Origin of the sequence: Roseicitreum antarcticum (assembly GCF_014681765.1) — a bacterium.
Lineage (GTDB): Bacteria > Pseudomonadota > Alphaproteobacteria > Rhodobacterales > Rhodobacteraceae > Roseicitreum > Roseicitreum antarcticum.
Map to the genome: position 1 here is coordinate 2,013,268 of NZ_CP061498.1, position 12,891 is coordinate 2,026,158.

Annotated in this window: 14 protein-coding genes and 1 tRNA gene; 5 read left to right on the plus strand and 10 right to left on the minus strand. The window is 59.4% G+C overall.

What is annotated here, in order from left to right; genetic code table 11:
• Positions 1-145: 145 nt before the first annotated feature.
• Genes H9529_RS09655 through H9529_RS09670 form a run of 4 tightly spaced genes read right to left on the minus strand, consistent with a single transcriptional unit; the run spans position 146 to position 2,719 of the window.
• Positions 146-502 (minus strand): AzlD domain-containing protein, encoded by a 357-nt coding sequence (locus H9529_RS09655; RefSeq protein WP_092889984.1) that lies wholly within the window; start codon positions 500-502, stop codon positions 146-148.
• Positions 499-1,191 carry an AzlC family ABC transporter permease gene (locus H9529_RS09660; RefSeq protein ID WP_092889987.1) on the minus strand — a complete coding sequence of 231 codons (693 nt, stop codon included), beginning with the start codon at positions 1,189-1,191 and terminating at the stop codon, positions 499-501. The genes H9529_RS09655 and H9529_RS09660 overlap by 4 nt, the downstream gene beginning before the upstream one ends.
• 50 nt (positions 1,192-1,241) lie before the next feature.
• Complete coding sequence (locus tag H9529_RS09665) at positions 1,242-1,661, minus strand: cupin domain-containing protein (RefSeq protein ID WP_092889990.1); 420 nt, start codon at positions 1,659-1,661, stop codon at positions 1,242-1,244.
• Positions 1,658-2,719, minus strand: coding sequence for an Ldh family oxidoreductase (locus tag H9529_RS09670; protein ID WP_092889993.1), 1,062 nt, complete (start codon positions 2,717-2,719; stop codon positions 1,658-1,660). The genes H9529_RS09665 and H9529_RS09670 overlap by 4 nt, the downstream gene beginning before the upstream one ends.
• Positions 2,720-3,011: 292 nt before the next feature.
• On the opposite strand from H9529_RS09670, the gene H9529_RS09675 reads away from it, so the two are divergent.
• The 4 genes from H9529_RS09675 to H9529_RS09690 all read left to right on the plus strand — a co-directional run bounded on the left by H9529_RS09675 (position 3,012) and on the right by H9529_RS09690 (position 6,239).
• Complete coding sequence (locus H9529_RS09675) at positions 3,012-3,578, plus strand: flavin reductase family protein (RefSeq protein WP_092889997.1); 567 nt, start codon at positions 3,012-3,014, stop codon at positions 3,576-3,578.
• Complete coding sequence (locus H9529_RS09680) at positions 3,575-4,138, plus strand: carboxymuconolactone decarboxylase family protein (protein WP_218132151.1); 564 nt, start codon at positions 3,575-3,577, stop codon at positions 4,136-4,138. Before H9529_RS09675 ends, H9529_RS09680 begins: the two co-directional genes overlap by 4 nt.
• Before the next feature lie 140 nt (positions 4,139-4,278).
• Positions 4,279-5,367, plus strand: coding sequence for a Gfo/Idh/MocA family protein (locus H9529_RS09685; protein WP_092890000.1), 1,089 nt, complete (start codon positions 4,279-4,281; stop codon positions 5,365-5,367).
• Positions 5,367-6,239, plus strand: a complete 873-nt coding sequence (locus tag H9529_RS09690) for an NAD(P)-dependent oxidoreductase (protein ID WP_092890003.1) — start codon at positions 5,367-5,369, stop codon at positions 6,237-6,239. Before H9529_RS09685 ends, H9529_RS09690 begins: the two co-directional genes overlap by 1 nt.
• Before the next feature lie 67 nt (positions 6,240-6,306).
• Here the strand turns inward: H9529_RS09690 and H9529_RS09695 are convergent, their stop codons facing one another.
• From H9529_RS09695 to H9529_RS09715, 5 genes are read right to left on the minus strand one after another with little or no spacing between them, the layout of a single operon-like run.
• Positions 6,307-7,257 (minus strand): Bug family tripartite tricarboxylate transporter substrate binding protein, encoded by a 951-nt coding sequence (locus tag H9529_RS09695; RefSeq protein ID WP_092890006.1) that lies wholly within the window; start codon positions 7,255-7,257, stop codon positions 6,307-6,309.
• Positions 7,258-7,308: 51 nt separating this feature from the next.
• Positions 7,309-8,805, minus strand: a complete 1,497-nt coding sequence (locus H9529_RS09700; RefSeq protein ID WP_092890009.1) for a tripartite tricarboxylate transporter permease — start codon at positions 8,803-8,805, stop codon at positions 7,309-7,311.
• Between the two features lie 2 nt (positions 8,806-8,807).
• Entirely contained in the window at positions 8,808-9,311 is a 504-nt protein-coding gene (locus H9529_RS09705) for a tripartite tricarboxylate transporter TctB family protein (RefSeq protein ID WP_092890012.1), read from the minus strand.
• 25 nt (positions 9,312-9,336) lie between these two features.
• Positions 9,337-10,224 (minus strand): AEC family transporter, encoded by an 888-nt coding sequence (locus H9529_RS09710; RefSeq protein ID WP_092890015.1) that lies wholly within the window; start codon positions 10,222-10,224, stop codon positions 9,337-9,339.
• Positions 10,225-10,266: 42 nt separating this feature from the next.
• On the minus strand, positions 10,267-11,151 hold the full coding sequence (locus tag H9529_RS09715; RefSeq protein ID WP_176847140.1) for an NAD(P)-dependent oxidoreductase: 885 nt from the start codon (positions 11,149-11,151) through the stop codon (positions 10,267-10,269).
• A gap of 384 nt (positions 11,152-11,535) precedes the next feature.
• On the opposite strand from H9529_RS09715, the gene H9529_RS09720 reads away from it, so the two are divergent.
• Positions 11,536-12,483, plus strand: coding sequence for a LysR family transcriptional regulator (locus H9529_RS09720; RefSeq protein ID WP_256327055.1), 948 nt, complete (start codon positions 11,536-11,538; stop codon positions 12,481-12,483).
• Positions 12,484-12,738: 255 nt separating this feature from the next.
• On the opposite strand, the gene H9529_RS09725 is transcribed toward H9529_RS09720, so the two are convergent.
• Positions 12,739-12,825: transfer RNA gene (locus tag H9529_RS09725), tRNA-Leu, on the minus strand.
• Between the last annotated feature and the right edge of the window lie 66 nt (positions 12,826-12,891).

The following is a 12,891-nucleotide window of genomic DNA, read 5'->3' on the forward strand; positions in this document are numbered from 1 at the left end:
GAAGGCAACGAGGTTGCGAAAATTATAATTCGTGTTGGGGGCAATCAGTGCAGGGTATGGCTGCGCAATGGTCGGCGATACTGTGTCCAGCGATCCTGTGGTCGCCGCCGAAAGCGAAAGGAGAGGGAGGGGTATGGCAAGCGCCTCAGGCACTGAACCCTGCGGCCGCAACGATGGTCACGACCACGCCGCTGCAGATGGCCCACAGCATAGACCGTCCCGCAATAAAGAACACCAGCACTGCCAGACCCAGTGCCCCGGCCCGCCCCCAAACCGGAATAAGGGCCAAGGCGGGCGGGGGCTGAAGCAGCAGCTTCGCGACAACCGCCGCCACCAGCGACGTTGAAATAAGGCGTACCAGAACAAAAAACTTGGAATGCTCGTCAATGCGCCGCACCAACAACGCGGCGGCAACGCGCCAGATCTCATTTGGCACAAAACCCAGCAGCAAAAGCGCCAGAAAGGGCCAGTTGGGTCCGAAAACCTGCACCAACTCCGTCATCTGCGCCACCGCCAGACAGCGAAGGCGAAGCATCCTCCGATGCCCCCCGCCAACAGCAAGTCCAGATCCGGGCCCACCAGCGGGCCGAGCGTCGCCCCAAGAACAAGGCCAAGCCCTATGGCAATCACATCAGGTGTGGCGCGCGCCGCAGCGATCAGAGACAGCAGGAAAAACAACGGAGTCACAAACATGAACCCAGCCGCCATATAGCGCGGCAGCCCCGCGCTCAGGGCATATCCAAGCGCCGTCATCAGGGTCGAAACAATGACGCAAGCCAACCCGAACCCAAGGTACCACGCCACCCGATCACGACGGGCCATGCCCGGCAGGACCTTCATGCCCTCAACCCATGTGGTCACCACCACCAGATGCGCCAGGGTAAGCCGCATGGCGACCCCCTGCCCCGGTTGCCGCAACAGCGTCAGAACTGAAATACCCATGGGCAACAGCCGAATGGCGGTAAGCGATACCGCCGCCACAATCGTCAGAAATCCCACCCCGGCGGCCAGCCCGCCGAACAACACGAATTGCGCTGGTCCGGCCCAGACAAGCGGCGTGGAAAGCGTGACCATTGTCAACGGCAGTCCAATATCAGCGCCCAAGGCCCCTACGCCAAACTGGCCAAATCCCACGATCCACGCCGGAAGGGCCAGCGCGTTGACGATACCGCGCCAAAAGACCCGTGCCAAACGGCTCCGTTGACGGTTCTGCGCTGCGCGACGACGGGCCGGATCTGCACTCACCCCTTGGGCTGCGCGCGATCGCCTGCGGCAAGGTGGACCACCGTCTCACCAGTCGCCTCGAAGGTGCGTGTCACTTCGCCCGCATCGTAGATGAACAGCATGACGACGGGTTCATCCCCGACATTGTGAAAGCAATGCACTTCCCCTTTGGGGATATATGCGACTTCCATCGGGCCAATAGGACGGCGCTGCCCCTGAAACTCGGCCTCGGCACGGCCTGCAAGAATGACGATCTGTTCATCGCAATTATGATGATGCATGGCCACACTTTTGCCCACGGGCAAGGATGTCGTGCCGGTGGTGACCTGCGCACCACAAATTTCTTCGTTGCAAAACAAACGCGTGACAACGCCGTTGCCCCGGTCGAAGTGGTGAATCGACTCCGTTGTGCGGATCATTGCGGTTTTGTCGGTCATGCTTGGCCTTTCTGCAGGGGCGCCACACCACAGCCTTTTGCGATATCGTCCAATTTCTGCACCATGGACGCCGGAAGCGGAACACCATCCGCCAGCCGCTGGTCGCGTATGGTCAATGCCCGCTCTCCCGGCAAGCGGATGGCATCGAACCCCGGACGCCGGGCAGAACCTGTCATCTCATCCCCAATGCGGGCGACCTCGGCCTTGAACCTGTCCAGATCGGTGAAGCTGGCAATATCAATGGCCACGATGAACTGACCGGTGTTGGTAACACTGTCATCGTCATGGTTGTAATCGATCACGTCACGGCCCAGCGCCGCCCCGTTGAGCGTACCGGCGAGCAAGCCAAAAATCAGCGACAACCCATAACCCTTTGGTCCGCCAATGGGCATCAACAAACCCTCAGCGGCGCGGGCAGGGTCGGTCAAGGGGTTGCCATCGACATCGATCATCCAGTCGGGCGGCATCATCTCGCCGCGCTGCGCGGCCAGTTTGACCTTGCCATAGGCCGCAACCGTGGTCGCCATGTCCAGAAGCACCGACTTGCGCCCTGTCGCGGGAACCGCGACGGCAATCGGATTGGTACTGAGCAACGATTCCAGGCCGCCCCATGGGGCCATATGATTGGCGCTGCCCACAGCAACATAAAGACCGATCATGTCCTCGGCCAGGGGGATCATGGCATAAACCCCCGCAGCTCCCGCATGATTGGAATGATGCGCGCCCACCCAGCCTACGCCGTGGCTGCGCGCGCGCCGGACGGCCTCGTCCGCGCAGAATTTCATGACCAAGTGGCCAAAGCCATTGTCACCGTCAACCACGGCCATCGCACCCCGTTCGCGTTCAATGCGAATGTTCGGGCGGGCGTTGAACCCGCCGGCACGCAACCGCTCCAGATACCGCGGCAGACGGAAAACGCCGTGTCCGTCACCGCCCAGCAAATCTGCCTCGACCATCAGGCCAGCGACTGTGGCAGCATCCGCAGGCGGCAGCCCCTCGGCTTGCAAGATGGCAGCAACAAATTCCGTTAGGCGGCTGGCAGAGAATACCTGTGTCATGCCCGCGTCCTCGGGCGCACCGTATCGCCGAACGCCGCTGCCCCCAGTCCGCTTTGGCCGACCATACGTCCCGTTTTCCGTACTGCACCGATGCGTGTTCGTCCCGACATCCAATCCCCCCTATCTTCCGAAAACGATACAAGCCTGCGACGTGCAATTGAAATCATTATTTCTGCTGGCAAGCATCAGCTTGAAGCTGCGCTGATACCCGGCAACAGATATTCTTGTTTCCCACGTATCCGCAAAGCTGAGATCATGTCCTAAGACAATTGTTGCGACGTATGAGGATGACATGACCCGACACAGCCTGACATTCCAGAACGCACCCCCGCCTGATCCCCGGCTGTTCCGGCGGGCCTTGGGCCAGTTCCCGACCGGTGTCACCGTGATAACCACGCGCACCCCAGACGGGCAACAGGAGGGGATGACGGCAAATTCCTTTTCCGCTCTGTCGCTCAATCCACCGCTGGTGTTGTGGAGCATCCGAAATCAGGCCCCATCCTTTGCCGCGTTCCAAGAGGCGGGGGTCTTTGCCATCAACATTCTGACGCAAGATCAGGCAGCGCTGTCCCACCATTTTGCAACGCCCAAGATCAACAAGTTCGAGGGGATAGCCCACACCCAGGGTCATGGCGGCTGCCCCATTCTGGCGGACACATTGGCCCAATTCGAATGCGATCTGGCACAGATCATCCCGGCAGGGGATCATCACATCATGATCGGTCAGGTGCATCGCGCCAGCTTTGACGACAGTGCAAGCCCGCTGTTGTTCAGCGGTGGGCGCTACGCCATCGCAGCCGCTTTGCCGAATGTGGATGCAACACGTGACCTCACCGCACTGTGGGAGGGGTTGGGATGAAGGAAATGGGCCGCGACCGCTACCCGCCCATTCCCGCAGCGGATTGGACCGACGCCCAACGCCACCGCGTGCAAGCCATGCTTGATGGGCCGCGCAAGGCCATTGTCAGCCCTTTTGTGCCCCTCATGCGCAGCCCAGAACTGATGGACCGCATTCAGCATGTCGGTGCGCATTTGCGGTACGACAGCACCATCGGGCAGCGGCTGACGGAGCTGGCAATCTTGTGCACCGCGCGGCATTGGCATCAGCCGGTTGAATGGGCCATTCACGCACCAATTGCACAGGAACATGGCATCGGCGCCCACGTAGTCGCCGCATTGGCAGCCGGTGGCCCCCCCTCTTTCGTACGAGAGGATGAGAGCGTGGTGCACGCTGTGACCATGGAATTGCTTTCCGGCAAGCGGTTGTCGGATGCAACGCATGACCGCGCGCGGGCGCTGTTTGGCGAACAGGGCGTGATCGACCTGTTGGGAATCATCGGATATTACTCCATGCTTTCCGTTGTGATGAATGGCGCACAGACCGAGGCGCCTCCCTCGACAGCCCCTCCGCTGACTTAGACCCGCCGACCGGCCCTGCATCAGAAAAGCTGATCGGCACATCCGCGACAAATCATTACCTCCACTGCCGGGGGGTGGTTAGGATGCGCCAAGGGTCGTGCCACGCAGGTGCGACACAGACGTGCAGGGAGGGGAAACGCATGAAACAGGTTGAAGTCGCGGTTATCGGAACGGGATGGTGCGGGGGTATTCGCGCGGAAACACTGGCCAATTCAGCCTTGGTGGACAAACTGCATATCTGCGAAATCCGCCCCGAGCGGCTGGCCGAGGTGCAGGCGCTGACCAACCCGGCGACGGCGACCTTGGACTACCAAGACATCATCACCAATCCCGACATATCCGTTGTCTATATCTCGACCACGCCGGAAAGCACGCATTACCCCATCGCGCGGGATTGTTTGAAGGCGGGCAAACATGTGCTGCTGGAAAAACCTATCGCGATGGAGTTCTGGGAAGCAGATGAACTGATCCAATTGTCCAACGACAATAACGTCAAGTTCACCATCGGTTACTCGCAGCGGTTCAACACCAAGATGGCCTATGCCAAGAAAAAGATCGCGGACGGCACGCTGGGCCGCGTGGTCAATGTGATGGTCAGCCGCCACCTGTCGCGTACGCTCGGCAAGAAAATCGCGTCACGGGTGCGTCTTTCACCGGCGGCAATGGAATCGACCCACGATCTGGATTTTGTCTTCTGGTTGCTGGAACCAGCCAAACCCGTGCGCGTCTACTCGCAGGGATCCTATGGCTACATGAAGGACGTCAACGGGTCGTATGATACGATGTGGACCACGGTTACCATGGACAACGGCATGTTGGTGGTGGTCGGCGGCGGCTGGAACCTGCCACCAAGCTATCCCAACTTCTGTGCCACCTGGATCGAGATCACGGGGACCGAAGGCGCGTTGTTCCTCGACGACACTCATCGCGACAAATGGCTGAACACAGTGGCGGATGGCACGTCCTATCCCATGTCCACGATGCCAGGCGAACAGGTTGATCATGTTTTCGCGGGGCAAATGGGACCAGAGACGCTGCATTTCCTGGAAAGTGTGCTGATGGACCGGCCTGTGATGGTCGCGCCGGAACACGCCCGTATGGTGATGCAGACCTACCGCGCAGCTGACTTATCTGCCGAGATCGGTGCGCCGGTAGATCTACCCCTCTCAAACCATGCGATCGCGCAATTGGCCGACCTGATGGAAGCCAGCCGCAAGGCAGCAGAATAATGCGCTGCGCCGTCGTTGGCCTGGGCAACATGGGCGCTGGCATCGCGGCGAAACTGGCACAGGCCGGGTTGCTGGGCGCGGTTTGGGACAGCCGCGAGGCCGCACTTGCGCCATTCTCGGACTGCAAGGCGGGGATCAGGGCCGTCGCAGAATGTAACATCTTGTTCTTCGCCGTGCCCGGTAGTGCCCAGATTTCGGATTTGTTCGAAACGGGCATCCTGGATGGTCCGCCCGGCCGGGTCATGGTGGATCTTACGACATCGGACCCGCGAACAACCAAAGATCTGGCCGCCCGGGCGCAAGCCTGTGGCGCGGCATATCTGGACGCTGGCATGAGCGGCGGCGCAGCCGGGGCCCAAAGTGGGAGCCTGACACTGATGATCGGCGGCTCAGACGACGCACTGGCGCGCGCGCAACCCGCATTGGACCAGATCGCGGCACAGATTTTCCACGTTGGTCCTGCGGGCGCCGGCCATACGATGAAGCTGGTGCACAACATGATCTGCCACACCATTTTTCTTGCTACCACCGAAGGGTGTCGCGCGGCGACGGCGGCCGGCATCCCGCTGGAGCGCGCGGTAGAGGTATTGAATGCAGGCAATGCGCGCAGTTTTGTCAGCGAGCGGCGCTTTCCCGATCACATTGTGTCAGGCACCTATGATGGCCGTTCAGTTGCTGGCAATCTGGCCAAGGACCTGGACATGGCGCGCGCGTTGTTCGCCGATCTGGACCAGGCTTCCCCCTATGTCAATCTGACCGCCGCACTGTTGGCGCAGGCTGGGCCGCTGGGCATGATGACACAAGACTTTACGCGGCTGTATCTGGCTTATGACCAGCTTGTCGGGCAACTGGATACCCCCTCAGCACAATGAAAAGGACGGCCCCGCAGCACGGGACCGTCCTAAATGCTACCCGGTGCGAACCGGATCGCGAAAGCCCTTATTGCGTGAAGGACTCGACCAGCGCACGGTAGCTCTCGGCTTGCTCCAGACGGATGTTGTTATATTCCGCCCCGTCCATCATCGCCGAATTTTCATCCAGCCGTTGCAACAGTTGCAGATACGTCGGATCCTCGTTCAACTGTGCGAAGGCATTGCGCAGAACTTCCAATCGGTCATCCGGCGTGCCAGCCGGGGCCAGAACCACGCGGTGCATCACACCAATTTCGGACACGAGGTCATAGCCCAGTTCGGTTGTGGTTGGGATACCATCAAGAATTGCATCTTCGCCAACGACCAGCAACGCGCGCAGGTCCTGACCCGACAGCACCGACGGGAACGCAAAGGTAAAGTCAACATCGCCTGCCAGCAGCGCCTGAATCACCGGGCCACCGCCTTGATACGGGATCAGCGTTACATCGACGCCCGCTTCTTGCATCAACGCCAGACCGGGCACCATGAATGCGCCCCAGTTGCCGCTGTGGCCAAAGCGCATGTCACCAGGGTTTTCGCGCCCGTGTTCGACCAATTCCTCGAAGGTCTGGAAGGGGCTGTCATTGCGCACAACCAGAACCGGCTGCGCCGTATTGGTGCGCGAAACCGCAACGAAATCCTCGTTTGGCGTGTAGGGCAATGTGGTCACAAACTGCTGCAGTTCATCAATGAAGTTGTGGGTGAACAACAAAGTGTAGCCATCAGCGGGCGCCGCCGCTGCCGCCGCCGTACCGGTCTGTCCACCTGCACCCGGCATCAATTGCACCACAACGGGTTGCCCCAGGATTTGCGGCAACACCGATGTGATGACCCGGGCGTTCAGATCATGCGAGCCCCCGGCACCCAGGGGGATGACCATGGTGATGGGGCGTTCGGGGAATGTTTGCGCACTGACCGGCGCCGCTGCCAGTCCGAGCGCAGTCACCATGCCCCAGATCATTGTTTTCATGTGTTTCATTCTCTCTTCTCCTCCTCCAGTGGTTCGTTCGTTTCGGTTTGCGCGGGCAAGTCACTTGATTGCACGCGCCTGCCGTCTTTGTCGGTTGGCGATCCAGAAGATCAGCAAAGGTGTCAGGATAAGAACGACAACCGTGATGGGCCGCGACGTGATCAGATACCCAAACAGATCCCCACGCGACAGCAGCGCCGATTGCGCCAACGCATATTCCAGCGGTGGTGTCAGAATGAATCCCATGACCAGCGGCGTCACATCAAAATGCAACTTGCGCGCGGCATAGCCAAACACCCCAAAGCCGATCATGAAATACAGGTCCATCGGGTTCGACCGATAAACATAGGTGCCGCCAACCGCGAACAGCAGCATCAGTGGGACCAGATAAGCCTTGTTGATACTGACGACCCGCGCGAAAACCGGGGTAAGTATGTATCCGATCACCAGCAGCAAAACACAGGCGATCAACATCGAGAGCAAGATCGCGTAGACCAGAACGCCCTGTTCCTGAAACATCTGCGGACCGGGTCGCAACCCTTGCGCCACGAAAGCCCCCAGCAAAATGGCGGTGATGTTGTCCCCCGGAATGCCCAACGTCAGCAGTGGCACCATCGTCGGACCATTGACTGCATTGTTGGCAGCTTCAGGCGCCGCGATGCCTTCGATCTCGCCCTTGCCGAAGGTTTCGGGGTGCGAAGATGCGCCTTTTGCTGCCGAATAGCCCATGAATGCCGCCACGACCTGGCCCACGCCCGGGATCATGCCGATAACACCGCCAATCGCCGTTGAGCGCAAGATCGTGCGACGGCACTGCATGATTTCCGACCATTTCAACCGTTCACCCTGTGCCTTGGCATGTGCCGGATCAACGACATTGGCGCGGCGATGTTCAATCGCCAGCAAGATCTCGGGGATGGCGAACAGGCCAATGATCAACGGCAACAAATCAATGCCCGCCTGCAACGGGTGAAACCCGAAATCAAAGCGCACCATCGCTCCGACAGGATCTTGGCCGACGGTTGCAAGGAACATGCCGATCAGCAGCATGATCATTCCCTTGAGAAAACTCCCCGAGCTGGAAACCACAATTATCAGCAAGCTCAGGATCAAGATCGCCGAAATCTCTGGCGGGCCGATCAACAGCGCGATCGCTGCGATCACCCCGATGACAAGGCTGGTGCCAAAAGATGAGAGGAAATCCCCCACCGCAGATGCAACCAAAGCCATTTCCAGCGCCTTGCGTGACTGGCCTTTGCGCGCCATCGCTGGACCGTCCAGCGTGGTGGCAACCGATGCGCCCGTGCCGGGGATATTCACCAGAATTGCAGGAATACTGCCGCCAAAAATACCACCCTTGTAGACGCCGATCAGGAACGGAATGCCCAGGATCGGTTCCAGAAAGAATGATATCGGCAGTACAATTGCCATGGCCATGACGGTTGTGAACCCCGGCAGCGCGCCCACCAGCATGCCCAGCACCATCCCCGCCGAGATCATCAAGATCACGTCAAGGCGCATGAGCAGCTGGATGGCTTCGGTAAGCGTATCAATCATGGTCAGCCCCACGGAAACGGTGGCAGCGAAACGCTGAGGTACCGCGTGAAAAGATAGTAGATGCAGAGCGGTGCCAGAATGCCGGTGATGCCGATGCCAACGGGGTTGCGCGATCCGTAGTAGAAGGAAATCGATGTCGCCACGACCATGCTGGACGCGACATACCCCACCGGGCGCAACAGGGCGACATAGGCAATCATCGCCACCAAAATCACGCCAAGGTTGATGTAGGCCGTGAGCGGCAATCCGCGAAACCCGCTTACCTCGGTCATTCCCAGGCTGGCAAATAGATAGCATCCGCCAACCAGCACCAGCCCGATTGAAATGACCTGTGGGAACATACTCGGGCTCATGCCAGCACTGCTCCGCCCGAAAAAGCGTGGCGGCTCTGCCACCTGGTACGGGATCAGCAGCCATATCGTGATACCCAGCACGATACACACCAACGCCACACCCGAATTGAAATTCAGCCGCATCAGAACGCTGCCCGATGACGTTTGTTTCATTCCGATATTCCCTTTGCACCCTGCGTCATGCGGCCAATCGCATTGCGGCCCAGACAATCAACGGAAGTCCGGCCAGCGTACCCACCGTCGATACGACAATCGTGCCCGCCACGCGTTCGGGGTCGCGGCCATACCGCTCGGCGAAAATCACGTTGACCACGGCGGCAGGCATCGTCGCCATGACCCAAACCACGCCAGCCTCCGGGCCGCGCAGCCCCAACGCCAATATCAGCGCGATGGCTGCAATGGCGCCGGCCCCGAACCGCATCAACGACATGGCCGCTGCCAATCGCAGATCCGCGACTTTCAGATGTGAAAGGGCCACGCCCAACAGCAACAGCATTGCAGGAATGACCATTCCGCCCAACAGTTCGGTCGTGCGCGCAATCCACTGCGGCACGGCAAACCCGCTCACCAACACCACGACGGTTACGACACTGGCATAGAGCACCGGCTGACCCAGGAATGATCGCAGGTCTAATCGCCCCGCGCTGATCACGTGGCCGAGGGTGTTTTGTGATATTGCAACTACCGTGAAGTAAGCGATCCCCAGCGCCAGCCCGTCGACGCCAAAAATCATTGCGGCCAACGGCAACCCCATGTTGCCCGAATTGCCATGCATCGCGACCAGAAGGTAAGTGTGCAACGGAAGCCCGGATAGCACCAGGACCAAAGCCCCCAGCGCCGCCGAGGCCGCGATCACCAACACGGCGGACGCCACCATCACCCCCATTTCGCCAAGCGCAATTTCTGCCTGTGTCAGCGTAGAGAAAATAAGACATGGCGTTCCGACCCGCAGCACCAGGCTGCCGATCGTCGCGTTGTCGAACGGCATCTCGAAGCGCGTCCAGATATAGCCAAGTGCGATGATGACCAGAACAGGCGCAGTTACCGCCAAGAGCGAAAGAACCAAGGTAACATGTCCCCTTCAGCTTGTTTGCGGAAAGCGCCATGATCATGCTGGGCGCTCGCACTGGGCGTTGCGCTCCATCACACGACACACCGCAGCGGCGTCCAGATGCGCCAAGCCCTGCGCCGCTGCCGCGTGGTAAAACTGCAGCGCCGCCTGATACAACGGAATGGGCGTCCCGACGCTGGCAGCATGATCCGCGATGATCTGCGAATCCTTCAGTGGTACGGAAAAATTCATGCCCTCAACGGCATAGTCATTATCCGCCATCAGCTTGCCGCGCACTTCAAACATGCCGGAACTGGACCCGCTACCGCTGATGACGCTATGGAACATCTGCGGGTCCAATCCCGATTTGATGGCCAGCACCATGGCTTCGGCGGCAACCGTGTTGTGCACCAAATTCAAGATATTTCCGCAAAACTTGGTCTTTGATCCGTTGCCAAAGGCACCGACGTAGTGCTCCTTGCGGCAAAACGTCAGCAGGATATCGCGTACCGCCTCATAATCAGACCGGTCGCCGCTGCAAAACGCGGTCAAACCCTTGGCCAACGCCATGATGCGATTGCCGCTGACCGGGCAATCCAAGACGCGCCGCCCTGTCTGAACCAAAGCGGCGCGGGCCGCATCTTTATCGGAAATCGACAGCGTGCTCAGCTCCACGATGATCTGCCCGGGGTTACTGACCTCGGCGATCTGGGCAACGACCGCCCGCACGGCGCTTCCGTGCGGAAGGCAGGTGAACACAACATCACATTGCGCGGCCACCGCGGCAACGTCGGTCGCAGGCGTCACACCATCGGCCACTGCCGCGTATTGTGCTGCGGCATCGCGGTCATAACCCAGCACCGATGCCCCACTGGCAACGATGTTGCGCGCTATGGCATTGCCCAGCACACCCAGCCCGATAAAGCCGATATCGTTTGACACTGTCGCCCCCTCCGAATGCCTTTTGCGCCGATACCCTGCCACCCTTTCGTCCAGCGACGGACGGGCTGTGGAAGGCGGCGTCAAAGGCAATCTTTCTCCTGCTGTGAAATATCAAGAACTCGCCTTCTTCTGTCAAGGCACCATTTTCTTTTGCAGTCAACCTCTGGCTGAAAGCCAGGAATCTTGCCTAAAGCATCAATATGCTTGACCCTCTGGCGACGCGCATCTTAGATGTATCCGTATTATTTCTATTCCGTGATACATCAACTTCGCTTCTGGAACGGACCGGAAAGAATAATGCACAAGCCGTGTCGCAGCGGGAAACGGCCCTCTGAATACGTCTCGTGAATAAGGGGAATGGTCATGCTTTGCAGTCTTCGGGATATGTCGATTTTTGTGGCCGCCTATGAAGAACGGTCATTCACCGCAGCGGCGCAGCGTGAAAATGCAACGCAGTCCGGCGTGTCACAACATATGCGCAATTTGGAGCATACGCTGGGTGTTCAATTGTTCCTGCGCGAACGCGGCGGCGTGACGCCGACCCCGGCTGCCGCAAGCTTCTATCGCAACTGCCTGAAAGTGCTTCGGGTCCATGCCATGGCGCGAACTGATATTGCCCGTTTCGCAAAAAGCGACACGGGCGAGGTGCGTATCGGACTGATGCCTACGATCACCAGTCGCACGCTCGCCCCCGCAATGAATACCTTTATAGAGCAGTCGCCAAATGTGAACCTGCGGATCACCGAGGGCTACAGCGCCAACCTGACCCAGATGGTGCAGGCCGGCGAACTGGATTGTGCCATCGTCCCGTCGGGCAGCACCGCGTCTGGCGTGCGCGGACGCTTCTTTGTGCGCACGCCCGAGGTTCTGGTCTCCCGCGCCGACAGTGGCATAGTCCCCCTCACCCCCGTGCGTCTGTCGGAACTGGGCCCGTTGAAAATGGTTGTCCCCGGTGCGACCAATATTCGGCGCCATACGATCGAAAGCTACTGCAACGCCAATGATGTTACGATTGCCCAGATCGTCGAACTGGACGCCATGCTGGGGACCTTGGACTTCGTTGCGCAGACCGATTGGGTGTCCATCCTGCCCGCGATCATGATGTCCGACGCTGGCGGTCCCAGGGCACTGACGGTAAACCCGATCACCAGCCCCGAGATGCATATTGACCTGATGCTGATCGAACCGATCCGCAGCCCGATGAGCAGCGCCGCCACCCGCTTTGTCGATCTTTTGCAAGATGAGGCGCGGCGGGTTAGCGCCCTTTGGGATAAGAGCATCTTGACGCCACATCCACCCCTGCTGCGGCCCAGTTTGGCAGCGCACGGCTGACATCGACACGGCGAACAGCGGGACGCCAAGGCTGGCAGGAATGCCCTTCCAAGACAACGCATGGAAACGCAAAAGTCGCATTATCGGGAATGCGGCAGCTCACCATGCAAGATACGAAGCCAGTCCGCCGATTTTCCTTCAATGAACGCTCATGACAACGGTCGGCGCACAGACAACAAACGCGGCACACTCAAGGGGCTGGAAATGAAAAACCCCTGAATTACCGAAGTAATTCAAGGGTTTGTCTGACGCAAATGGTGCCCAGGAGAGGACTCGAACCTCCACGCCCTTACGAGCACTAGCACCTGAAGCTAGCGCGTCTACCAGTTCCGCCACCTGGGCAGGTTGCGTAGGCGGTCTACTATCCTTGCCCCATAATACTGTCAACGGGGAAATCGCATAAATTTC